We start from the raw sequence: 23273 nt of genomic DNA, 5'->3' as shown, positions 1-23273 counted from the left end.
CGTGTCATTCGACCGGATGCAGGTCCTGCAGCAGCGTCGGCACGAGTTCCGACACGGTCGGATGGATATGCATCGCGCGGCTGATCGTCGTGTACGGCGCGCCGGCGGCCATCACGTCGAGCATGCCGTGCACGACTTCGTCGCCGGTCACGCCGAGGATCGAGGCGCCGAGGATCGCATGGCTGTCCGCGTCGACGATCACCTTCATGAAGCCCTGGCTTTCGCCTTTCTCGACTGCACGGCCGACGCGCGTCATCGGGCGCGTGCCGACCAGCAGCCGGCGGCCCGTCTGTTTCGCTTCCGCGAGCGTCATGCCGACGCGGCCGAGCGGCGGGTCGATGTACATCGCGTAGGCCGTGATGCGGTCGGACACCTTGCGCGGATCGTCGTCGAGCAGGTTCGCCGCGACGATCTCGTAGTCGTTGTACGCGGTGTGCGTGAACGCGCCGCGACCGTTGCAGTCGCCGAGCGCCCAGATGCCCGGCACGTTCGTGCGCAGTTGCTCGTCGACGGCGATGTAGCCGCGCGCATCGGTGCCGACGCCCGCGCGGTCGAGCCCGAGATCGTCGGTGTTCGGCACGCGCCCGACCGCGAGCAGCAGGTGCGAGCCCGCGACTTCGCGGCCGCCGCCCGAACAATCGAGGCCGACCACGATGCCTTCGCCATCGCGTCGCGCGCTCAGGCAGTTCGCGTCGAGCTGCACGTCGATCCCTTCGTTCTCGAGAATCTCGCGCACGGCCTGCGACACGTCTTCGTCCTCGCGGCGAATCAGCCGCGGTCCTTTCTCGATGATCGTGACCTGCGATCCGAAGCGGCGATACATCTGGCCGAATTCGAGCCCGACGTAGCTGCCGCCGACGATCACCAGATGCTCGGGCAGGAAGTCGACATCCATCATCGTCGAATTGGTCAGGTACGGCACCGAGTCGAGGCCCGGCATCGCGGGCACCTGCGCGCGGCCGCCGACGTTGATGAAGATGCGCCCGGCCTCGAGCAGTTCGTCGCCCACGCGCACGGCGTCGGCGCGCTCGAAGCGGGCGTGACCCTGAAACACCGTGGTGTTCTCGAGACCGCGCACCCATTGCTCGACGCCGTGGTTCGAGCGGCCGGAGATCTGGTCCTTGCGCGCCTTCACGGCTTTCATGTCGACGGTGACGGGGCCGCCCACCGACACGCCGTATTCGCCGGCGCGCCGTGCGAGCTGCGCGGCGTACGCGCTCGCGATCAGCGTCTTGGTCGGGATGCAGCCGGTGTTCACGCAGGTGCCGCCGAAGCGGCCGCGCTCGATGATCGCGACCTTCATGCCGGCGGCCGACAGCCGCGCGGCGAGCGGCGGGCCGGCCTGGCCGGTGCCGATGACGATCGCGTCGAAGTGTTGCGTCATGACGTCCTCCTGTGCGGGTGCGACGAGGTAACGCGTGCGGGCGAGCCGCGTGCGATGCCGGCGCACGGTCGCGCGACGGCGAGCGCCTATGGTAGTCCTGTTGGCGTGCGCCCGCGTCAGTCCTTGCGCTTCCACTGGCCGAACGACACCGGCCGGTGCGTGTCGGCGCGCGTGACGGTGACGCGGTCGGGCTGGTCGTCGAGCGGGAACGATTCGGTGACGATCTGGTTCGAGAACAGCCAGCCGCGCGTACGGGGGTCGTAGCGGAACGTGATGTAGTCGGTCCAGTGCTGCCCGCACGCGACGAAGTTCTGCACGGTGAAATAGCGGCCCTTCACCGACAAGCCGTTGTCGGCGGCGTCTTCGGGATCGAACGGGTCGCACTGGCCGCCGTCGTTCGCGCGCAGCACGACCACGTCGTTGCGCGCGGCGAGCCGGTAGGTGTGGTCGGCCTGCTCCTCGTAGATCAGCAGCGGGCGCGGCGACGGCTGTTCGCGCGTATCGACCGCGCGATGCACGACGACGAGCACGCTGTGCCGCCCGTGGTCGAGATCCGGCCCGGCTTGCGCGAGCAGCGGCTGGTAGCCGGGCGGCAGTTGCGCGGCGATCGACTTCGGCACATCGGCGGCGCGGGCGGCGGCCGGCAGGCCCGCGAGCAGCGGGAGCATCAGGGTAGCGAGGCGGAGAGCACGCATGGCGGGAGGTCGGATCAAAAGGCGGAAAGGGTTACCGGTCGCGCGGTTGCTGCGCGCGCTAGGGAAATTCGGTGCCCGGCATCGAATTGAACGCAACGGGGAGCGCGGATCTCGATCATGGCGGCGGGGCGGGATGACGGTAAAGAGGGCCAGCATAGCAGCGTGCAGCCGCTTTCGATCATGCGCGAAGCGTGCCAGAATCGGCGGCTCGACCGTCGGAAACGACACGCCGGCGCCGGCGAAACGGCGTCGTTGAACAAGGAGACTTCGATGACTGCATCGGCGGCCGTACTCGCCATCCTGGCCGCGTTGTTTCTCGGTGCGATGATTCCGGGCCCGAGTTTCGTGCTGGTGGCCCGCAATTCGATCGGGCTGTCGCGTCGCGACGGGCTGGCCACCGCGCTCGGCATGGGTATCGGCGGCATCGTGTTCGGCGGCGTCGCGCTGGCCGGGCTCTACACGCTGCTGCAGGCCGTCGAATGGCTGTACGTGGGCCTCAAGGTCGCGGGCGGCGCGTACCTGATTTACATGGCGTCGAAGATCTGGCGCGGCGCCGACCGGCCGATCGCGATGGACGATCCGCAGGCGCTGGCCGGCGGCAGCGCGCGCAAGTCGTTCCTGACGGGCCTGACGACCCAGCTCAGCAACCCGAAGACGGCAATCTGGTACGGCAGCATCTTCGCGGCGCTGCTCCCGCAGCATCCGCCGCTGTGGTGCTATCTCGCGCTGCCGCCGCTCGTGTTCGCCGTCGAATTCGGCTGGTACACGCTCGTCGCGCTGTGCTTCTCGACGCGCCGGCCGCGCGAGCTCTACCTGCGCGCGAAGAAGTGGATCGACCGCATCGCGGCCGGCGCGATCGCGCTGCTCGGGCTGCGGCTGATCCTGAACGCGCCGAAAGCAGGGATCTGACCTTTCATTCGCGATCCGCATCGCACGGCGGCCGGCCATGCGTCGGCCGGGCCGCCGGAGCGAACCGCCGGGGCCGGCGCGCGCATGCGCATCGGGTCGCCGGAAACGCCTGCCTTTTCTCGTGACGCGGCCGCGCGCCGGGCCGCCGCCGACTTGCCTCCCGGAGCCCTCCGCCGCCCGCCGAGCCTTGCGTGGCGGGCGTTCGCGCGTGCCGCGCGGCGCGCCGACGGGCGCCGCCTCCCCGATTCTGACGGTCGACCTCCCGGCGGCGTGTAAACTGCTGCCTTTTTTGACGGTTTGCAGCATGGTGCAAGCACCTCCGCGCCCGGCGCTGAGCGGTCCGACGCTCGTCCGGCTGCTCGCGCGCCTGGCCGATGCCGACGTCGCGGAATCCCGGCAGACGTTGTCCGACCGGCTGAGCCAATGGCTCGGCTGGACCGACGCGATCACGCTGTCGTCCGCGCTGAACGCGAGCCCGCCGGGCGTCGCGGCCGGCGTGCGCGGCTACGATGCGGAACGCGACTGCGCGCGCGTGCGCCACGACCTCGCGCAGGCGATCACGGCCACCCACCGGCCGCGTGCGCGGCGCCGGCCCGGCGACCTGCCGCCGCCGGCCGCCGATACGGCCGATTTCGCGGACTTCCGCCAGCGTTACCTGACGCTGCAACAGGATATGGAGACCGCGATCGGCCAGTTGCGCGGCCGCCTGCGGGTCGCGCTCGCCGCGCGCTCGTCCGGGATGGCGCGGCTCGCGACGCTCGACACGATCATGGAGCGCGTGCTCGGCGCGCGCGAGCGCAGCCTGCTGTCGGCTGTGCCCGCGCTGCTCGGCACGCGTTTCGCGCGGTTGCGCGACGCGGAACGGCAGGCGCTGGCCGACGCCGAATCCGCTGCTGCTGCTGCTGCTGCTGCTGCTGCTGCCGCCGACCCGGCCGGATCGGCCGATGACGGCGCGGCGGCCGGCACCACGGCCGTCGCGGCGATCGTGCCCGGCACATGGCTCGATACGTTTCGCGACGAGATGCAAAGCATCCTGCTCGCCGAACTCGAAGTCCGGTTTCAAACGGTAGACGGGCTGCTCGCGGCCCTTCGCACCTGCTAATCAACACGCTATGTCCAGAATTCGCCTTGATCTCGTTGTCTTCGTCGCCGGTCTGCTCGCTGTGGGCTGGATCGGTGCCGGCTATGTCGCGTCGAACCCGCTGGCGTCGGCCGTCACGCTGCTGATCGGCGCGTGCTACGTCGCCGGCGCCTGGGAACTGCTGCGCTACCGCCAGGCGACCGCCACGCTGTCGCGCGCGGTGGCCGGCCTGGCCGAGCCGCCCGCGAAGCTCGACACGTGGCTCGACACGCTGCACCCGGGACTGCGCGGCGCGGTGCGTGCGCGTGTCGAAGGCGCGCGCGTCGCGCTGCCGGGCCCGGCGCTCACGCCGTACCTCGTCGGCCTGCTCGTGCTGCTCGGCATGCTCGGCACGTTGCTCGGCATGGTCGTCACGCTGAAGGGCACGGGCGCCGCGCTCGAAAGCGCGACCGATCTCGACGCGATCCGCGCATCGCTGATCGCGCCGGTGAAGGGCCTCGGGTTCGCATTCGGCACGTCGATCGCCGGCGTCGCGACCTCGGCGATGCTCGGCTTGCTGTCCGCGCTCGTGCGCCGTGAGCGGATCGACGCGGCCCAGCAGCTCGACGCGAAGATCGCGACGACGCTGCGCGTGCATTCGTCCGCGCATCAGCGCGACGAATCGTTCCGGCTGCTGCAGCGCCAGGCCGACGTGATGCCGGCGCTGGTCGACCGGCTGCAAACGATGATGACGACGCTCGAAGCGCGCAGCGTCGCGCTGCACGATCGCCAGCTCGAAAGCCAGCAGGCATTTTTCGACCGGACCGAGCGCGCGTATGCGGGCCTTGCATCGAACGTCGGCGACGCGCTGAAGGAAAGCGCCGCCGAAAGCGCACGCGTGGCCGGCGCCGCGTTGCAGCCGGTCGTCGCCGCGACGATGACGGGGCTCGCGCAGGAGATGGCCGCGTTGCGCGACACCGTGACGGGCGCCGTGCAGCGTCAGCTTGACGGATTGACGGACGGCTTCGAGAAGACCACCGGCAACGTGACGGCCGTCTGGAACCGCGCGATCGACGAACAACGTCAGGCGGGCGACGCCGTCGCGCGTCAGTTGCAGACGACGCTCGGCCAGTTCACCGATACCTTCGCGCAGCGCTCGTCGGACCTGCTCGACAGCGTCGCGACGCGCCTCGAATCGACCGAAAGCCGTCTGTCGGATGCGTGGCGCGATGCGCTGGCGCGCCAGGAGCAGGTCGGCGAGACGCTGGCCGGCCAGCATGCGCGTGCGCTGGGCGAAGCCGCCGCGACGTTCGAGCGCCATTCGGGCGCGGCGCTCGCCGCGATGCGCGAGTCGCACGCCGGGCTGCAATCGCAACTGGCCGCACGCGACGAAGAACGTCTGTCGGCGTGGAACGATTCGCTGGCCGCGATGGCCGCGAAGCTCGGCGACGAATGGCAACGTGCGAGCGTGCACAGCGCCGGCCGCCAGCAGGAAATCTGCGACGCGCTCGCACAAACGACGCGTGAGCTCGCCACGCAGGCGTCGACGTTCGAACAACGCTCGAACGACTTGCTGACGACGATCCGCGAGTCGCACACGGGCCTTCAATCGCAACTGGCTGCGCGCGACGAAGAGCGTCTGTCGGCGTGGAACGACTCGCTGGTCGCGATGGCCGCGAAGCTTGGCGACGAATGGCAGCGTGCGGGTGTGCACAGCGCCGGCCGCCAGCAGGAAATCTGCGATGCACTCGCGCAAACGACGCGTGACCTCACCGCACAGGCGTCGACGTTCGAACAACGCTCGAACGATTTGCTGACGACGATCCGCGAGTCGCACACGGGCCTTCAATCGCAACTGTCCGCACGCGACGAAGAGCGTCTGTCGACCTGGAACGACTCGCTGGCCGCGATGGCCGCAAAGCTCGGCGACGATTGGCAGCGTGCGGGCGTGCACAGCGCCGGCCGCCAGCAGGAAATCTGCGACGCGCTCGCGCAAACGACGCGTGAGCTCGCCACGCAGGCGTCGACGTTCGAACAGCGTTCGAACGACTTGCTGACGACGATCCGTGAGTCGCACGCCGGTCTGCAATCGCAGCTCGCCGCACGCGACGAAGCCCGCCTGTCCGCCTGGAACGATTCGCTCGCCGCGATGGCGGCGGCACTGCGCGACGAATGGGCGCAGACGAGCGCGCAAGCCGCGACGCGCCAGCAGGACATCTGCGACACGCTGGCCCGCACCGCGAACGACATCACCGCGCAGGCACAGGTGCACGCGAGCGACACGATCAACGAGATCGCGCGCCTCGTGCAGGCCGCGTCGGAGGCGCCGAAGGCCGCGGCCGACGTCGTCGCCGAGCTGCGCCAGCGCCTGTCCGACAGCATGGTGCGCGATACCGCGACGCTCGAGGAGCGCAGCCGCCTGCTCGCGACGCTCGAAACGCTGCTCGGCGCGGTCAACCACGCATCGACCGAACAGCGCGCCGCGATCGACGCGCTCGTCAGCACGTCGGCCGACCTGCTCGATCGCGTCGGCGCACGCTTCAACGATACCGTCGATGCCGAAACGCGCAAGCTCGACTCGGTGGCCGCGCAGGTCACGGCCGGCGCCGTCGAGGTGGCGAGCCTCGGCGATGCGTTCGGGATGGCCGTGCAGGTGTTCGGCGAATCGAACGACAAGCTGCTGACCCACCTGCAGCGCATCGAGGCCGCGCTCGAGAAGTCGCTCGCGCGTAGCGACGAGCAGCTCGAGTACTACGTCGCGCAGGCGCGTGAGGTGATCGACCTGAGCATGATGTCGCAGAAGCAGATCGTCGAAGACCTGCAGCAGCTCGCCGGCCGGCGCGCGCCCGTCGGAGCGTAACGCATGCACGACGAAATCGACGGCGGCGCGCAATCGGCGCCGGTTTGGCCCGCGTTCGCCGACCTGATGTCGGTGCTGCTCGGCGCGTTCGTGCTGATCCTCGTCGGCGTGATCGGCATGCAGCTTCAGTTGACGTCGAAGCTCGAGGAAGCCGTGCGGGCGCGCCAGCTCGAGGCGCAGCAGCGCAAGTCGCTCGAACAGGCGCTCGCCGGGCCGCTCGCGGCCGGCCGCGTGACGCTCGTGAACGGGCGCATCGGCATCAGCGGCAGCGTGCTGTTCGCGCTGAATTCCGACCAGTTGCAGCCGGCGGGCCGCGACCTGCTGAAGTCGCTGGCCGCACCGCTGGCCGCGTACCTGAAGACGCGCGACGAGATCCTGATGATCAGCGGCTTCGCGGACGATCAGCAGGTGCACGCCGGCAACCGCCTGTTCGCGGACAACTGGGAACTGTCGGCCAAGCGCGCGTTGACGGTCACGCGTGCGCTGATCGACGCCGGCGTGCCGGCATCGTCGGTGTTTGCCGCCGCATTCGGCTCGGAGCAGCCGGTCAGCTCGAATGCGGACGATGAAGGCCGCGCGAAGAACCGCCGCGTGGAGATCGCGCCGGTGCCGCGCAAATCGGCATCGAACGGAGGGAAGGCGAAGTGACAGACGACGCGACGCACGTCCGCGCGACGCTCGACGCATGGCGCGAGCAGGGCGCCGACCGGCTCGATCCCGTCCGCTTCCACCGGATCGACGCGCTCGAACGGCGTGCGGCCGCGCTCGGCGGAAACGCGCGTGCATTGCTCGACGCGCGGCTGGCGGCGTTGATCGAAGGCTATGCGGCAGTCGTCGCGCGGGCGGAGGAAACGCGCGCCACGGATGACGCGGCACGGGTTGCGCCCCGGCGTGGCGCGCTCGCGGCGCTCGTCGACCGGTTCGCGCGCGATGCGCAGGCCGACCGGCGCGGGCTCGATCCCGAACTGGTCGACTACTTCCGCACGATGTGGTCGAAAGTCCGCACGGAGCAGCAATACCGCCAGTCGCTCGACCAGGTGCCGCGCAACGCGGGGCCGCTCAATTCGAACAGTCTCGTGCACCGGTCGCTGGCAACGATGCGCGAATTGTCGCCGGAATACCTGCAGCAGTTCCTGTCGTACGTCGATGCGCTCGCGTGGCTCGAGGATCTCGCCGGCGGCGGCGCGCAACCCGAGAAGGAAGCGCCGCGCGCGAAGGCGGTGAAGAAGGCCACGCGGAGCAAGAGCCGCTAGCGCACTGGCGCGCACCGCCGCGGCGGGGGGCGGTTACATCGACAGCCGGCCCGAGGCCGTCGCGTGTTGATACCGCGCTGCGCTGATGAATTTCGAAAAGCGTTCGCACCAGATCACGACGGACGTGTATTGCGCCGGATTCACGTCGTCGGGCAGCGGCACGACGAAATTGCCGAATGTCCTCAGGTCGCCCACGCGCGCGGCACGCGCCTTGATCGCGAGGAACGATGCCTTGGTATCGACGAATTCCGGCACGAGATAGATCTTATAGTCGGGCCCCGGTGCGATGTCGCCTTCGAACGCGATCGACGTATCGGTGACCGTTAGCTTGCCGTCCGCCCAGTGCAGCGCATCGCTGCCCGGCAGGCCGCGTTCGAAGCGGCCGGTATGGCGTGCGTTTTCCGCGGCCACTTGCAGTTCGACGGCGCTCGCGCCTTCCGATGCCGTCAGGATCGGCAGCACGTAGATGCCCGCGGCGAATGCCACGAGGCCCGTCGCGAGATGCGACGCGATCAGTATTCCGATTCCGGTTTTCATATCGGACCCTTTGAGCGTGAACAGAGGGTGGCGCACGGCCACGTCCCTGTAGTCGCGCGAGCCGGTGAAATCTGACAGCGGGCCGGTTTTCCGTTGAACACGCCGATTCGGTCGGGCAAGCCGCGTGACGGCCGTGTCGCGACACGGCGAACCATTTTTTCCGTCGGCGTGTGTCATCTTTGCCCGCGTGGAGCGACTCACTCTCCGTCGACAACATCGTCGATGCCAAGGAGAGTTCAAATGAACAAGCTTGCTCTGTATGTTCTTGCGACGGTTGCCGCAGCCGCTTCCGTTTCCGCATGGGCCGCGCCGGAATCCACCGTGACGCGTGCCGGGGTTACCGCCGAACTGGCCGCACTGCACGCGGCCGGATACCGCCAGACCGGCGAAGATCCGCATTACCCGGCACGGCTGGCTGAAGCGTTGACGAAGATCGGCTCGACCGGTGCGTCGACGGCCGATACCAGCGGATACGGGATGGCGGAAACGGCAACGAGTGAATCGGGCTCGATCACCGCCGACCGGCCGATCTATCGGGGACGATGATCCGGGCCGGACGTTGCGTCCGTCGACGGGCGCAACGTCCAATTGTTTCGGACTACGGTGAATTTCACCGAATGCGCGGTGTCAGTGCGTTGACTCGCCTTCCGAAATCGCGGTGCCGAGTGCGTGCAGCGCTTCGGCCAGTGCCGCCGCGAACGGTGGATGCGCGGCGATGCCCGCCGCATCGAGCTGGCCGCCGAGGATCGGCAGCGCGATCGACGCGCGCTCGACGATGCGTGCGGACATCACCGACAGCGTTTCGCGCAGCGCCGCGTCCGCATGCGTCGCGCGCGGCGACGCATTCAACACCGCGACCGGTTTGTACACGACCGCCTCGCATCCCACGATCCAGTCCAGCGCGTTCTTCATGACGCCGGTGATGCCGTGCGCGTATTCCGGGCTTGCGATCAGCACGCCGTCGGCCGCGTTCAGGCGATCGATCAGGTCGCGCACGGCGGCGGGCGACGGAGATTCGGCATCGGGATTGAACAACGGGAATTCGCCGAGCCGATCGAAGCGCGCGATACGCATGCCGCGCGGCGCGACGAGTGCGGCCGCATCGAGCAGCGCGGCGTTGTACGACTGCGCGCGGAGGCTGCCGCACAGCGCAACGATGTCGATGGGACGGTCGGTGTCGGTTCGGGGATCGGTGGTCATCGAGGGGCGTGTCGGTTGGCGCGCGGTGTGCGGCCGCGTTGAGCGGGCCGGACCGATTATCGCATCGGCGTGCGGGTGGCGTGGCATGCGTTGCCGACGCGCGCAGCCCGCGGCGCGGCGTTGAAATTCGCCGCGGGATCATGCCGATCCGGTTCCGCGTCGCTCATCCCGGCCGCCCGGGCGAATTCCGTCATCGTCCATCCGTTGCCGAGCAGCAGCCGGCGTGTATGCAGTGCGCCGTGCACCTCGTCGGCGACGGCTTCGCCGAGATAGCGCAGCGCGCGGCCCTCGACATCGACGAAGCCGTGACGGTAATCCTGCGCGAGCGCCGTCCACAGCCGCGCGGCGCCGACCGACTGGCGCGCGCCGCTGATCAGGCACAGGCCCGCGTCGAGCCCCCAGCGGTACAGCGTCGTCGCGAGGCCGTTGCGTTGCGCCGAGCCGCGCAGCCGTGTGTGCGGCGCGCGCAGGTAGCGATCGGCGCGGCGGGGGATTTCCGGAAGACGGTTGAATACCGTGTAGCCGGCGAGCTGGCGCGCGGCCGGATCCTCGACATACAGGAAGTATTCGCCGTCCGCTTCGCGGTGGCGGACGATCAGGCCCGAGCGGCCGAGCGCAACGGCCGGCAGGCCGTGCAGGCGATGGCCCGGCTGGTGGAGGCGCTCATGGAGTGTGTCGAGTTCGTCGTCGATGTCGTGCTGGGAATGCTGTACGTCGATACGCATGGCAAAGGTCGCCCGTCCCGGGCGGTTCGAGAAAGGGGTTCATCGCAAAAGGGAACAGGAGCGGGTGCGGCCCCCGGGCTCGGCGGAGCGAGCCGGGGCCGCGAATCAGCTGGGGATGTGCTGGAAACCGGCGGCGATCGCGGCGAGGCCCGCGATGCAGAGTGCGAACAGGATCAGGACTTTGTGGATCACGCCTCTTTCCTCATGAATGCGCGGCGCCGGCGGGCGGCATCGCGGAGACGGTGAGCGGCGGGCACGGCCCGCACGGCCGTCGTGCGGGACGACGGTCGGGTGTCCGGGCGACGGATCGTGCGCGGACGGCCAGCACCATACGCGAGGTGCCGGAGGCGGGCAATCGGACGGGCGGAAAAAGGCGAGGAAAAGCGGAGAAAGACGTTGTTTCGCGACAATGGGCCGCAGGCTGCCGGGCGTCGCCGCCCGGTAGCCGATCGATGCATCACGCCACCTGCCGCCCCCCGAACGCCTGCCGTACCCGCGCGAACAACCCATGCTGCGCGATCCATTCGGCATACGCGCGATAGTCGGGGTCGCGCATCAGGTGGCGCTCTTCCGTCTTCGCGCGCGTGTAGTAGATCAGGTTGACCGCGACGAGCCCGGCGCAGTGCATGAGCCCGACCTGCCAGCCGAGCGGTTCGACGAACGGCACCGACACCATCCAGTACGACAGGTTCTTCGTGATGTACGCCGGATGCTTGGTGAAGCGGTACGGGCCCGACGTGATGATCCCGCGGTTGGTGAGATTCGAGAAACGCAGCCCGAACGAAATCGTGCACAGCGCGTAGGTCAGCAGCAGCAGGATGATCACCGTGCCCCAGATCACGCGCAGCGTCGGCGCCGACAGCAGCCAGTTGTCCCAGAACACCGAGCCTTCGTAGCGGATGTAGTTGTTCGAGATCAGCGACCAGAACGGCTGGTAGCAGATCAGCGCGGCCACCCAGCCGAGCGTCGTCGGCTCGACGGTGCGCACGTGGCTGTCGAGGATGCGGAACGTGCACAGGTAGCCGACCGTGCCGAACATCAGGTCCATCGTGAACGACAGGTCGTACATGAACACGAAGGTCGCGATCGTCATCGGCGCGTGCATCGCGTTCGCGAGCGACGCGCTCAGGTGATCGGCGTCCTTCGACAGGTAGACGGTCATCAGCGGCAGGAAGAATGCCTTCACGCCCCAGCCGGCGAGCATCTCGCGCACCGGCTTCCAGCTCGCGGGCTGCTCGCGGCGGAACAGGAAGCGGCCCCACAGCAGGTACGCGTCGTCGGTCTCGCGCTGGTGACGGTCCATCCACGCGAAGTAGAACGGTGCGGCGACGATCACGTACGGCGCGAGCGAGCGCAGCAGCGACCAGAACGGCAGGTAGAACGCGCCATGGTATTCGGGCAGCAGCCAGTAGATCACGCCGATGCCCGCGTAGATCGACGTCAGTGCGCCGAGCCGCGTCGCGACGCGCGCGATGCTCAGGGGCCGCACGGCCTGCCGCGACAGCCCCGCGCTCGGGCGCAGGTAGACGCGCGAGATGAAGAGTTCGTGCAGCGCGATCGTGCCGATGATCGCGAGGCTGGCGATGACCCCGCGCGTGGCCGCGTCGAGCGTCGGATGGTCGCGCGTGATCCACAGCGCGAAGAGTCCCGCCGTGATGCCGAGCAGGCCGGCGCGGAAGGGCGTGGCGGAGCGCGGTGGGCGGTCTTGGGCGGCGACGATGCCGTCGAGCGTGGAATTCATGATCGGATCCTCGTGGGGATGAGGGCCGGCGCCCCCGCTTGGCGGGTGACGCCGGCCGTCGGCCGGGCTTGGTATCGATGCGCGCCCGGCCATTGGCCTGTGGTTCTGATGGGTGAAACGTCGACGCTTGCTTCTTACTTCTTGGTGCCGCCGCCCAGCAGACCGCCGAGCAGGTTGGTCACCGGCGACAGCAGGTTGCCGGCACCGCCCGCGGCACCCCCGTTCGAGCTGCCGGTCAGGCCGCCGACCACGGAGCCGCTGCCGGCCGGCGTCGTCACCGTGCCGGCCGCGCCGCCGGGGCTGACCGTGCCGGTGGCGCCTGCCGAACCGGCCGGCGTCGTCAGCGCACCCGTCAGCGTGCCGACCGGGCCGCTCGACAGCAGGCCGCCGAGGGTGCCCGTCACGTTGCCGCCCGGCGTCGTGACCGTGCCCGTGAGGCTCGCGCCGAGCGGGGTCAGCGAATTGACGAGGTTCGTGACCGGCGCCAGCAGGCCGCCGAGGCCCGCGCCACCGGTGCCGCTGGTGCCGCCGGTCCCGCTCGTGCCGCCCGTGCCGCTCGAACCGATCCCGCCGAGGGCGCCGGTCAGCGAGCCGAGCAGGCCGGTGACGGGGCCGAGCGGGCCGCCGCTGCTCGTGCCGCTGGTGCCGCCCGAACCGCTCGAGCTGCCGCCGCCGAGCCCGCCCGTCAACGTGCCGAGCAGGCCCGTGATCGGGGCGAGCGGGTTGCTGCCGCCCGAGCCGCTGCTGGAGCTGCCCGCGTTGTTGTCGTGGACGAGGCCGCCGGTCGACGTCACCGTGTTGCCGAGCTGCGTGACGACGCCGCCGAGTGCCGCGCCGACCGGGTTGTCGGTCGCGCCGCCGACCTTCGAGCCCGCGAGCGCGAGGCCGTTGCCGAGCGTGCTCAGCAGGCCGTTGAGCGGCGTGCCGAGCAGCGTCACGCCGCCGAGCGTCTGCGTGGCGCCCGGCGTCGTGACGCCGCCGGTCAGCGTGTTCGTGATCGGGTTGATCACCTTGCCGAGCTGGGTCTCGAGCTGCTGGACCGGCGAGCTGTTCAGCGCCGTGTTGAGGCCCGATGCGGTCGAGTTGACGGCACCGCCGACGGTGTTGACGAGATCGCCGACGAGCGTCGTCACGGGCGACAGCGGCGACAGCGGGCCCGAGCCGAGGCTCTTCACCGCGTTGCCGAGGTTGTTGACCGCGCCGCCGGCGCCGGTCAGCAGGCCGGTGGTCGACGTCAGCGTCGGCCCGAGCGGATTCGCCGACACGCCGATCGAGCCGAGGCCGGCCGCGACGCCGTTGCCGAGTGCCTGCACGCCGTTGCCGAGGCTCGTGACCGCGTTGCCGACACTGGTGGCCGTCGTCGGGTTCGTGCCGGGGATCTGCACGCCGCCGATCTGACTGCCGCCGGTCGCGACCGTCGTGCCGAGCGCCGTCACGAGGTTGCCGGATTTCTGGAGGACATTGCCCAGCGGGGTGACGCCGGAGCCGGAGGTGCCGGAAGTACCTGACGTGCCGGAAGTACCCGACGTGCCGGAAGTACCCGACGTGCCCGAGGTGCCGGAGGTGCCGGAGGTGCCCGAGGTGCCCGAGGTGCCCGAGGTGCCGGAGGTGCCCGAGGTGCCCGAGGTGCCCGAGGTGCCCGAGGTGCCGGAAGTACCCGACGTGCCGGAGGTGCCCGAGGTGCCGGAAGTACCCGACGTGCCGGAAGTACCCGAGGTGCCGGAAGTACCCGAGGTGCCGGAAGTACCCGAGGTGCCGGAAGTACCCGACGTGCCGGAAGTGCCCGAGGTGCCCGAGGTGCCCGAGGTGCCCGAAGTGCCCGAAGTGCCCGAAGTGCCCGAAGTGCCCGAAGTGCCCGAAGTGCCCGAAGTGCCCGAAGTGCCCGAGGTGCCCGAGGTGCCCGAAGTGCCCGAGGTGCCCGAGGTGCCCGAAGTGCCCGAAGTGCCCGAGGTGCCAGAGGTACCGGAAGTACCCGACGTGCCGGAGGTGCCCGAGGTGCCAGAAGTGCCCGACGTACCGGAGGTGCCCGACGTACCGGAAGTACCCGAGGTACCGGAGGTGCCCGAGGTACCGGAAGTACCCGAGGTACCGGAAGTACCCGAGGTGCCGGAAGTGCCCGACGTACCGGAGGTGCCCGACGTGCCGGAAGTACCCGAGGTACCGGAAGTGCCCGAGGTACCGGAAGTGCCCGAGGTGCCGGAGGTGCCCGAGGTACCCGAAGTCCCCGACGACGTCCCGGAAGTCCCCGAGCTACCCGACGTGCCGGAACTACCGGAAGTCCCGGAACTACCGCCGCCCGACGTCCCCGACGTCCCCGAACTGCCGCTCGTCCCCGACGTGCTGGGCTTGATCGTCGGCGGGGTCGTCGGTCCGTCGACCGAACCGCAGCCGTACAGCGCGAGCAGCGAGGAGACGGCCATCGTTACCGTCGTCTTCTTGAAGAGTGTGTGCATGTTGGCCTCGACATTGGAAGTGTGTCCAAGCCTCCTCTGCAAATTCCGAGCCACGACAGCTTTCGCGAAACGGTGCCGCGCTTTGTTGCAGGAATCGGGAATATCTGCGCGATTTAAACGGAGTAACGGCGTTTTCGCGCATCGGCCACGCAAGGGGGGCCGCCGTGTCCGTCGTGATGTTCCCGTAAGCAGACGTAACGCGCGGCGGGATGTTACGTAGCGTTCGGCACCGCGTCACGCGGGCGGCGCCCGACCGAGGGCCCTGTCTTTGACGAAACGCGTCCGGCCCCCGAACATGACACGACACCCCGCGGCCGCCGGCGACGCCGAAGCGGCCGCGACTCCAACCAGGACACCGACATGAGCGAACAGGACAGGGAAGACGGCAAGGCGCGGCGGATCGACGTGATGGGCGAGGCGTTCGTCGAGCGCGCGATGCGCGATCTCGACGGGTTTTCGCGCCCGTTGCAGAACTGGCTGAACGAGCACGCGTGGGGCAGCACGTGGCAACGGGGCGGGATCGACCTGAAGACGCGCAGCTTGTGCACGTGCGCGATGCTGGCGGCGCTCGGCCGCAGCACGGAACTGAAGGGGCATATTCGCGGCGCGCTCAACAACGGCGCGAGCCTCGTCGAAATCCGCGAGGTGTTGCTGCACAGCGCGCTGTACGCGGGCGCACCGGCCGCGGTCGAGGCGTTCCGGACCGCGCGCGAGGTGATATCGGATCTCGGGTTGCCGATCCCCGACGACGAGGCCTGATTCCGCGGCAGCGTCCGCCGCGCGGCACGGCATCAGGCCGGGCTTCGTCGTTACGCGATGCGCCGTGCCGCTTGCGCCGGCACCTCGGCCGGCACCTCGGCGGGCGCGGCGGCCACGTCGAGCAGCCAGTCGGCCGTTGCATCGGGAATCGTGACCGGCAGCATGTGTCCGCCGTCGACGACCGTCAGCCGGACGCGCGCCGATTTCTTCGCGAGCGCTTCGCCGTGCTCGCGCCAGTTCAGGATCGGATCGGCGCGGCCGTACAGCACGTCGACCGGCAGCGCGAGATCCGCGTAGCGTCGCTCCATCGCGGGCAGGTCGACCGGCGCCGACAGCAGGTCCGTCGCCGTCGCGTAGAACACGTGCGGGCGCATCCCGAGCAGGCCGCCGCCCTTGACCGGAAAGTCGCGCGGCACCGCTTCCGGCGCAAACACCTGGCGCACGGCCTTGCGGCCGGTCAGGATCGTCAGCGGGATCGCGAAAGTCCACGACACGAAGCGGCGCACGAGCGGCGACGGCAGCATCAGCGGCTTGAACGGCCCCGGCGGCTCGGTTTGCTCGTGCGACAGCGGCGCGATCAGCGCGAGCCGGCTCACGCGGTCCGCGTGGTTGAGGCCGACCGCGAGCGCGATCGCGCCGCCGAGCGAATGGCCGACCAGCACGGGCTTGTCGAGCCGCAGCGCGTCGATGAACGCGGCGACCGTGCGGGCCTGTGCGAACACGTTCGCCTGCGAGCCCGCGCCGCGCAGCGAGCGGCCGGCGCCCGGCCGGTCGAGGAGGATCACGCGATGCCGCTGCGCGAGCCGCGCAAGCGGCAGGTACGCGAAGTTGCGCAACTGCCCCGCGAGCCCGTGGACGAACACGATCGGCGGCCCGTTGCCGTATTCGACGTAATGGATGCGGTCGCCGCCGATGTCGACGAAGCGGCCTTCGGGCGGAAACGCGCGCGTCACGCGGCGGGCCACGTAAGCGGTGAACAGCGCGAGCGCGGCGAGTACCGCGACGACGCCGAGCAGCACGTTCTGGATCAGATGGAGCACAGGGGTCATGTCGGCCTCAACGGGGTTCGAGTGCGGGTTCGGCAACCGGCGCCGTGGCAGCCGTGCCGGCTTTCGCGCGGCGTTCGAAATGCATCGCCGAATCGGCGAGCGCGCTGAACTTCAGCGATGCGAGATCGCGCACGTAGTTCTGGTGGAATTTCCACGGCTTGTGATGGCCCTGCTTTGGCAGGATGCCGGCCGCGCGCTGGATGTAGCCCGAGCTCAGGTTGACGGCCGGCACGTCGCCGAGTTCGCCGGCGCCGAGCCGCGGCACGCACGTGTCGTAGCCGTTCGCGCGCATGTGGTTGAGCAGCCGGCACACGTAGCGCGCGATCAGTTCGGCCTTCAGCGTCCACGACGCGTTCGTGTAGCCGAACGACGACGCGAGGTTCGGCACGTCGCTGTACATCATCCCCTTGTACGACACGGTTTCCGGCAGGTCGACCGCGCGGCCGTCGACCGTGACGCGCGCGCCGCCGAGCATCTTCACCTTCAGCCCGGTGGCCGTGACGATCACGTCCGCGTCGAGCTGCTGGCCGCTCTTGAGCTCGAGGCCGGTCGGCGTGAAGCGCTCGATCTCGTCGGTGACGATCGACGCGCGGCCCGCGCGGATCGCCTTGAACAGGTCGCCGTTCGGCACGAGGCACACGCGCTGGTCCCACGGCATGTAGCGCGGCGTCAAGTGCTTCGCGACGTCGAAGTCGGGGCCGAGCTGCTTGCCGGCCGCGCGGATGATGAACTTCTTCGTCTGCTCGGGCTTGCGGCGCGATACGTTGTACAGGTAAATCGTCAGCAGCACGTTCTTCACGCGCACGAGCCGGTGGGCGAGCCGCGACGGCAGCACGCGGCGCAGTGCGTTCGCGATCTTGTCGCGGGCGGGCAGCGACACGATGTAGGTCGGCGAGCGCTGCAGCATCGTCACGTGCTGCGCATCGGCCGCCATCGACGGCACGAGCGTGACGGCCGTCGCGCCGCTGCCGATCACGACCACGCGCCGGTTCGCGTACGACAGGTCCTTCGGCCAGTGCTGCGGATGCACGAGCTCGCCCTCGAACGTGTCCATGCCGGCCCAGTCGGGCAGGTAGCCGGCGTCGTAGTCGTAGTAGCCGCTGCACATGAACAGGAAGCGGCAGGTATACACGAGCGTGTCGGTCGCGCCGTCCTGCGTGCGCTCGATGCGTACCGTCCAGCGCGCGCGGTTCGAATCCCAGTCGGCCGCGACGACCTTCTGGCCGTAGCGGATCGTCTTGTCGATGCCGTGGGCCCGCGCGGTGTCGCGGATGTAGTCGAGGATCGTCTGGCCGTCCGAGATCGCCTTGTCGCTGTGCCACGGGCGGAAGCTGTAGCCGAGCGTGAACATGTCGGAATCCGAACGGACGCCCGGATAGCGGAACAGGTCCCAGGTGCCGCCGATCGCGTCGCGCGCTTCGACGATGGCCACGCTCGCGTACGGGCAGCGCTGCTTCAGGTGATACGCGGCGCCGATGCCGGACAGGCCGGCGCCGACGATCAGCACGTCGAGGTCGTTGCCGTCGCGGCGGGCGCCGGAGGCGGACGGCGCGTCGCGCCGGTCGGTCGTCGTCGAGGTCATGCGGGGTCCTTGGTCGGCGTGGTCGGGAGCGCGGCCGGAGCGTGGGCGCGTTCGAGGTTGCGTGCGCGGGCGCGGCGCACATGGCGCAGCATCAGCCACTGGTAACCGGCACCGAGCAGGCGCGCGATCCGGTCGAGCCGGCGCGCGTCGGCGCCGACGAGCACGCGGCGCGCATTGCGTTCGACGCCCGCGAGGATCTGCCGCGCGGCATCATCGGCCGTCGTTGCGTTGATCAGCCGGTTCGCCTGGCGGCGATGGGTTGCTTCGTCCTGGCCCGTCAGTGCGTGGATGCTGGTATCGACGCGGCCCGCGTCGACGATGCCGGTCGCGACGCCGCCCGGATGCACGCAGGTCGCGCTCACCGGCGCGCCGTCGAGTTCGAGTTCCATCCGCAGCGCCTCGGTGAAGCCGCGCACCGCGAACTTGGTGGCGTTGTACGCGCTTTGCGTCGGCATCGCGACGAGCCCGAACAGGCTCGACGTGTTGACGACGTGCCCGTCGCCCGACGCGCGCAGGTGCGGCAGGAACGCCTGCGTGCCGTGCACGACGCCCCAGAAGTTGATGCCGACGATCCATTCGAGATCGGCGAGTCGCGCGGTCTCGGCGCTGGCGGCCAGCGATACGCCCGCGTTGTTGAAGACCAGGTTGACCTTGCCGTGCTCGGCGCGCACGCAATCGGCCCATGCGAACACCGCGTCGCGGTCGGCGACGTCGAGCCGCCGCGTGCTCACGCGCACGCCGTGCCGCGCGCAGGCGGCCGCCGTGCCGGCAAGCCCGGTTTCGTTGACGTCGGCGAGCGCGACCTCGCAGCCGCGCCGCGCGAGCTCGACCGCGAGGCTGCGGCCCATGCCCGAACCGGCGCCCGTGATCGCGGCAACCTTCCCGGAAAACCCCTTCATCCGTCGTTCCTCCCGTTCCGCTTGCGCTGCGTCGGCGGCGCGTCTATTGTGGTGTTGGTCGTCACCACTTTAGTTTTCGGGTGTCCTGATGTCAAATAGCGGAATGGAGAAAGCACTCGAAACGGAAAAACGGGGCCGGTCGTATGGCGGCGTGGCGCCCGAGGTACGGGCCGCCGAGCGGCGCGGCGCGTTGATCGGCGCGGCGACGCGCGTGTTCGGCACGGTCGGGTTCCGCAAGGCGACCGTGCGGTCGATCTGCCAGGAAGCGAAGCTGAACGACCGCTATTTCTACGCGGCGTTCGACAGTACCGAGGATCTGCTGCGCTGCACCTACCTGCACCACGCGCAGCAACTGCACGATGCGGTCGCGCAGGCGGTGGCCGCGCGCGGCGGCGAGCTGCGCGAGCGTGTCGACGCGGGGCTCGCCGCGTTCTTCGCGTTCCTGCGCGATCCGTGCGCGGCGCGCGTGCTGCTGCTCGAGGTGATGGGCGTGAGCGCGGATACCGACATGACCTACCAGCGCATGCTGATCGACTTCGGCAAGCTGATCATGGCGATCGGCGCGCCGGGCGAGGCCGGGACGCCCGCGGAGCGCACCGAGCAGCGGCTGATCGGGCTCGCGCTGGTGGGGGCGATGACGAACGTGGGCGCGGCGTGGCTGCTCACCGGGTATCGCGATCCGGAGGCGCAGATGATCTCGAGCTGCCGCAAGGTGCTGCTGGGGACGTTGCGGGAGATCGGCTGACCGGATGGCGTCGCGCCGGCCGTGTTCGGTCCTCGCCAATGGCAGGCTGAACATGAAAACAAGGTGGTAACCGCACGGCACGCGGAGTGAAGTGTCGTCTGTTTGCGTGATTGGGCCGTCTTTTCAATAAATGAACATTGGCCGTGCGGACACGAATCGACGGCGTGGTTCCCCATGAAATCGCGGCGCGCGCAGGCCTGCGCGCGGCCGGCCGGCTCACGCCGGCTGGTTGAATGCCGAGGTCTGGCGCTCGCGTTCGCCCGCGATCCAGTCGCCGAACAGCTGGATCTTGTACTGCTGTTCGGCCCCGCCCGGATACACGAAGTAGTAGCCCATCCCGGTCGGCAGCGACACGTCGAACGGAGTCACGAGCCGGTGCGCCGCGACGCTTTCGTCGACGAGCGTCCGGTCGCCCATCGCGACGCCGTAACCGTCGAGCGCCGCATGTGTCGCGAGGTCGAGCGTCTCGAAGCTCAGTCCGCGCGTCGAGTCGACGTGCGGTGCGCCCGCATGGTCGAGCCAGTGTTTCCAGTCCCGGTGATCGCGCGTCGGATGCAGCAGCGTATGGTGGGTCAGGTCGTCGACGCTCGCGAGCGGTTGCCGCTCCAGCAGGTCCGGCGCGCATACGGGCGTGAGCCGCTCTTCGAACAGCGGAATCGCATGCATGTCGGGGCCGGCGCCGGGAGCGTAGATCACCGCGGCATCGAACGGTTCCATGCGGAAATCGACGTGATGACCCCAGGTCGTCGTGATCTGCACCTGGAGCTCGGGGTGCTCGGACTGAAATCGCATGATCCGCGGCAGCATCCACTGCATCACGCAGGTCGGCACCTTCAGCGCGAGCTCGGTGCGTCGGCGCGACAGGCGCATCGACACCTCTTCGATGCGCGCAAAGCTTTCACGCACCGTCGGCAACAGCAATTCGCCTTCCGCCGTCAGCGTCAGGCCCTTCGGCGTGCGCTTGAACAGCGGGAACTGGTAGAACGCCTCCAGCGCGAGGATTTGCCGGCTCACCGCCCCCTGCGTCAGGCACAGCTGCTCGGCGGCGCGCGTGAAGCTGCCGTGTCGGGCGACGATGTCGAATATCTGCAGCGCGTTGAAGGAGGGAAGTCGTCTCATCGGAAAGGCGGATGTGGAGCGGGCGACCGGAAGGGCAGGGGGGCGGCGCGTCGTCCGGCACGACGCACCGCGGCATCGTTCAGTGCAGGATCTTCGCGAGGAAGTCCTTCGCGCGTTCCGATTTCGGATTCGAGAAGAAGTCGTCCTTGCGGTCGTCCTCGACGATCGCGCCCTTGTCCATGAAGATCACGCGATGCGCGACCTTCTTCGCGAAGCCCATCTCGTGCGTGACGACCATCATCGTCATCCCTTCCTGCGCGAGTTCGACCATCACGTCGAGCACTTCGTTGATCATCTCGGGATCGAGCGCGGACGTCGGTTCGTCGAACAGCATCGCGATCGGGTCCATCGACAGCGCGCGCGCGATCGCGACACGCTGCTGCTGGCCGCCCGACAGCTGCCCCGGGAACTTGTGCGCATGCGCCTTCAGGCCGACGCGCTCGAGCAGCTTCACGCCCTTCGCGGTCGCCTCGTCCTTGCCGCGGCCGAGCACCTTGACCTGCGCGAGCGTCAGGTTCTCGGTGATCGACAGATGCGGGAACAGCTCGAAATGCTGGAACACCATCCCGACCTTCGAGCGCAGCTTCGACAGGTTCGTCTTTTTGTCGCCGACCGACTGGCCGTTCACGAGGATCTCGCCCTGCTGAAACGGCTCGAGGCCGTTGACGGTCTTGATCAGCGTCGACTTGCCCGAACCCGACGGGCCGCACACGACGACCACTTCGCCTTTCTTGACCTCGGTCGTGCAGTCGGTGAGGACCTGAAACTGGCCGTACCACTTCGAAACGTTGCTGATGGAAATCATGGGGAATACCTGCATCGTAATCAGGCGCGAGCGGCGCCGGTTCAGCGTACCTTCGCGGCGCGGTAGCCGCGCTCGAGCGCGCGGGCGTACCACGTGAGCGGGAAGCACATCGCGAAGTAGAGCAGCGCGACCATCGCGTAGATCGGGAACGGCTTGAACACCGCGTTGGTGATGATGTTGCCGGTTTTCGTGAGTTCGGTCAGCCCGATGATCGACGTCAGCGCGGTGCTCTTCACCGCCTGCACGAGAAAACCGACGGTCGGCGGCAGGGCGATTTTCCATGCCTGCGGCCACACCGCGTAACGCAGTTGTTGCGTCCACGTCATGCCGAGGCTGGCCGCCGCATTCCACTGACCGCGCGGCACGGCGTCCACGCAGCCGCGCCAGATGTCGGCCAGACAGGCGCTCGCGTTCAACGTCAGTACGACCGACGCGGCGACCCATGGTGTCACGTCGATGCCGACCAGCGGCAGTCCGAAGAAACCGAGGAACAGCTGCATCAGCAATGGCGTGCCCTGAAACAGCGCGATGTACAGGATCACGAAGCGGCGCAGCGCCGGCACGGGCGAGATGCGCATCGCGAGCAGCACGAACCCGGCGACGCTGCCGCCGACGAACGTGATCAGCGACAGCAGCACGGTCCAACGTGCGGCAAGCAGCAGGTTCCACGCAATATCCTGGAAGGTGAATTCGATCATCGTGCCCGCTCGGTCGGGAGGCCGGTTTCAGGGGAGCGCAGGCGCCACCTGAAGCGGGCGCCGCACGATCGGCGCGGTGCGGCGGCCGCACCGTGCGATGCACGGCCCGCAAACAGCCGGCGGGCGACGCGATTGAGCAGCATGCGCAGCGCGATCGACAGCAGCAGATAGATCGCGGTCACGACGATGTAGATCTCGAACGCACGGAAATTGCGCGACTGGATGAAGTTCGCCGCGTAGGTCAGGTCAGGCACGGAGATCTGCGACACGACGGCCGAGCCGAGCATCACGATCAGCACTTGCCCAAGCAGCGCGGGGTACACGTTCGCGAGTGCCTGAGGCAATACGATCTGGCCGAACACCTGCCGGCCATGCAGCCCGAGCGCGCGTGCCGCTTGCGTCTGCCCGTGCGGCACCGATTCGATGCCGGCGCGCAGGATCTCGACCGCATACGCGCCCAGGTTGACCGTCATCGCCAGCACGGCCGCCTGCGCTTCGTCGATGTGCACGCCGATCCCGGGCAGCCCGAAGAAGATGAAGAACAGCTGGACCAGGAACGGCGTATTGCGGATCAGTTCGACGTAGGCCGCGACGAGCGCCCGCGCCCAGCGCGGGCCGGCGAGCGCGGCCCACGCGCCGGCGGTGCCGATCAGGCCGCCGAGCACGGTGGAGGCCGCGGTGAGGCCGAGCGTCACGCCGATCCCGCGCGCGAGCATCCCGGCGTAGAGGTCGAAATCGCTGAAGTCGAACACGTAGGTCATCACGATACCTTTCGTCGCGCATGCGGGGCGGGCGCGGCG

At 69.1% G+C, this 23273-nt stretch carries 22 protein-coding genes; 8 read left to right on the top strand and 14 right to left on the bottom strand.

Going from position 1 to position 23273, the window contains the following annotated elements; all coding sequences use genetic code 11:
* Positions 1–4: 4 nt before the first annotated feature.
* On the bottom strand, positions 5–1384 hold the full coding sequence (locus tag AC0KUR_RS02975) for an FAD-containing oxidoreductase (RefSeq protein WP_473375323.1): 1380 nt from the start codon (positions 1382–1384) through the stop codon (positions 5–7).
* Positions 1385–1500: 116 nt separating this feature from the next.
* On the bottom strand, positions 1501–2079 hold the full coding sequence (locus tag AC0KUR_RS02970) for a hypothetical protein (RefSeq protein ID WP_049030904.1): 579 nt from the start codon (positions 2077–2079) through the stop codon (positions 1501–1503).
* A 270-nt stretch (positions 2080–2349) separates the two neighbouring features.
* Here AC0KUR_RS02970 and AC0KUR_RS02965 point away from each other — a divergent pair, with 270 nt between their 5' ends.
* The 5 genes from AC0KUR_RS02965 to AC0KUR_RS02945 all read left to right on the top strand — a co-directional run bounded on the left by AC0KUR_RS02965 (position 2350) and on the right by AC0KUR_RS02945 (position 8161).
* Positions 2350–2988 (top strand): LysE family transporter, encoded by a 639-nt coding sequence (locus tag AC0KUR_RS02965; RefSeq protein WP_049030908.1) that lies wholly within the window; start codon positions 2350–2352, stop codon positions 2986–2988.
* 304 nt (positions 2989–3292) lie between these two features.
* Positions 3293–4090, top strand: coding sequence for a DUF3348 domain-containing protein (locus AC0KUR_RS02960; protein ID WP_473375322.1), 798 nt, complete (start codon positions 3293–3295; stop codon positions 4088–4090).
* A 10-nt stretch (positions 4091–4100) separates the two neighbouring features.
* Complete coding sequence (locus AC0KUR_RS02955; RefSeq protein WP_473375321.1) at positions 4101–6908, top strand: DUF802 domain-containing protein; 2808 nt, start codon at positions 4101–4103, stop codon at positions 6906–6908.
* A gap of 3 nt (positions 6909–6911) precedes the next feature.
* Complete coding sequence (locus AC0KUR_RS02950) at positions 6912–7556, top strand: OmpA family protein (RefSeq protein WP_049032929.1); 645 nt, start codon at positions 6912–6914, stop codon at positions 7554–7556.
* Complete coding sequence (locus AC0KUR_RS02945; RefSeq protein WP_124608038.1) at positions 7553–8161, top strand: DUF2894 domain-containing protein; 609 nt, start codon at positions 7553–7555, stop codon at positions 8159–8161. The genes AC0KUR_RS02950 and AC0KUR_RS02945 overlap by 4 nt, the downstream gene beginning before the upstream one ends.
* Positions 8162–8194: 33 nt before the next feature.
* Here AC0KUR_RS02945 and AC0KUR_RS02940 read toward each other — a convergent pair whose 3' ends face one another.
* Complete coding sequence (locus AC0KUR_RS02940) at positions 8195–8698, bottom strand: DM13 domain-containing protein (protein WP_124608037.1); 504 nt, start codon at positions 8696–8698, stop codon at positions 8195–8197.
* A gap of 240 nt (positions 8699–8938) precedes the next feature.
* On the opposite strand from AC0KUR_RS02940, the gene AC0KUR_RS02935 reads away from it, so the two are divergent.
* Positions 8939–9244: a DUF4148 domain-containing protein gene (locus AC0KUR_RS02935; RefSeq protein WP_034188275.1), complete on the top strand. Its 306-nt coding sequence runs from the start codon at positions 8939–8941 to the stop codon at positions 9242–9244.
* An 81-nt stretch (positions 9245–9325) separates the two neighbouring features.
* Here AC0KUR_RS02935 and AC0KUR_RS02930 read toward each other — a convergent pair whose 3' ends face one another.
* The 4 genes from AC0KUR_RS02930 to AC0KUR_RS02915 form a co-directional block, all read right to left on the bottom strand.
* Positions 9326–9898 carry an NADPH-dependent FMN reductase gene (locus AC0KUR_RS02930; protein WP_124608036.1) on the bottom strand — a complete coding sequence of 191 codons (573 nt, stop codon included), beginning with the start codon at positions 9896–9898 and terminating at the stop codon, positions 9326–9328.
* Positions 9899–9954: 56 nt separating this feature from the next.
* Positions 9955–10623, bottom strand: coding sequence for a histone acetyltransferase (locus AC0KUR_RS02925; protein WP_226251931.1), 669 nt, complete (start codon positions 10621–10623; stop codon positions 9955–9957).
* A gap of 457 nt (positions 10624–11080) precedes the next feature.
* Positions 11081–12364: an isoprenylcysteine carboxylmethyltransferase family protein gene (locus AC0KUR_RS02920; protein WP_049032935.1), complete on the bottom strand. Its 1284-nt coding sequence runs from the start codon at positions 12362–12364 to the stop codon at positions 11081–11083.
* A gap of 134 nt (positions 12365–12498) precedes the next feature.
* Positions 12499–14817, bottom strand: a complete 2319-nt coding sequence (locus AC0KUR_RS02915) for a collagen-like triple helix repeat-containing protein (protein ID WP_473375320.1) — start codon at positions 14815–14817, stop codon at positions 12499–12501.
* Positions 14818–15177: 360 nt separating this feature from the next.
* Between AC0KUR_RS02915 and AC0KUR_RS02910 the strand changes: the two genes are divergently transcribed.
* Positions 15178–15576, top strand: a complete 399-nt coding sequence (locus tag AC0KUR_RS02910; RefSeq protein ID WP_034188269.1) for a carboxymuconolactone decarboxylase family protein — start codon at positions 15178–15180, stop codon at positions 15574–15576.
* 50 nt (positions 15577–15626) lie between these two features.
* Here AC0KUR_RS02910 and AC0KUR_RS02905 read toward each other — a convergent pair whose 3' ends face one another.
* Genes AC0KUR_RS02905 through AC0KUR_RS02895 form a run of 3 tightly spaced genes read right to left on the bottom strand, consistent with a single transcriptional unit; the run spans position 15627 to position 19106 of the window.
* Positions 15627–16625, bottom strand: a complete 999-nt coding sequence (locus AC0KUR_RS02905) for an alpha/beta fold hydrolase (RefSeq protein WP_343726281.1) — start codon at positions 16623–16625, stop codon at positions 15627–15629.
* Between the two features lie 7 nt (positions 16626–16632).
* Complete coding sequence (locus tag AC0KUR_RS02900; protein ID WP_473375319.1) at positions 16633–18207, bottom strand: flavin-containing monooxygenase; 1575 nt, start codon at positions 18205–18207, stop codon at positions 16633–16635.
* On the bottom strand, positions 18204–19106 hold the full coding sequence (locus AC0KUR_RS02895) for an SDR family NAD(P)-dependent oxidoreductase (RefSeq protein WP_034188266.1): 903 nt from the start codon (positions 19104–19106) through the stop codon (positions 18204–18206). Before AC0KUR_RS02895 ends, AC0KUR_RS02900 begins: the two co-directional genes overlap by 4 nt.
* A gap of 103 nt (positions 19107–19209) precedes the next feature.
* Between AC0KUR_RS02895 and AC0KUR_RS02890 the strand changes: the two genes are divergently transcribed.
* Positions 19210–19851, top strand: coding sequence for a TetR/AcrR family transcriptional regulator (locus tag AC0KUR_RS02890; RefSeq protein ID WP_226103882.1), 642 nt, complete (start codon positions 19210–19212; stop codon positions 19849–19851).
* A gap of 216 nt (positions 19852–20067) precedes the next feature.
* Here the strand turns inward: AC0KUR_RS02890 and AC0KUR_RS02885 are convergent, their stop codons facing one another.
* From AC0KUR_RS02885 to AC0KUR_RS02870, 4 genes are all read right to left on the bottom strand, one after another.
* The gene (locus AC0KUR_RS02885) at positions 20068–20970 is read right to left on the bottom strand and encodes a LysR substrate-binding domain-containing protein (protein ID WP_124671348.1); all 903 of its coding nucleotides are present in this window, start codon (positions 20968–20970) and stop codon (positions 20068–20070) included.
* A gap of 79 nt (positions 20971–21049) precedes the next feature.
* Positions 21050–21775, bottom strand: a complete 726-nt coding sequence (locus AC0KUR_RS02880; protein WP_473375318.1) for an amino acid ABC transporter ATP-binding protein — start codon at positions 21773–21775, stop codon at positions 21050–21052.
* Positions 21776–21816: 41 nt separating this feature from the next.
* Positions 21817–22473, bottom strand: a complete 657-nt coding sequence (locus AC0KUR_RS02875; RefSeq protein WP_049035687.1) for an amino acid ABC transporter permease — start codon at positions 22471–22473, stop codon at positions 21817–21819.
* Positions 22470–23234: an amino acid ABC transporter permease gene (locus AC0KUR_RS02870; protein ID WP_473375463.1), complete on the bottom strand. Its 765-nt coding sequence runs from the start codon at positions 23232–23234 to the stop codon at positions 22470–22472. The genes AC0KUR_RS02875 and AC0KUR_RS02870 overlap by 4 nt, the downstream gene beginning before the upstream one ends.
* Positions 23235–23273: the final 39 nt, after the last annotated feature.

The organism is Burkholderia sp. YHN3-13 (assembly GCF_055810675.1).
The sequence above is the reverse complement of the archived record's forward strand: the minus strand, read 5'-3'. Positions and strand labels throughout refer to the sequence as shown.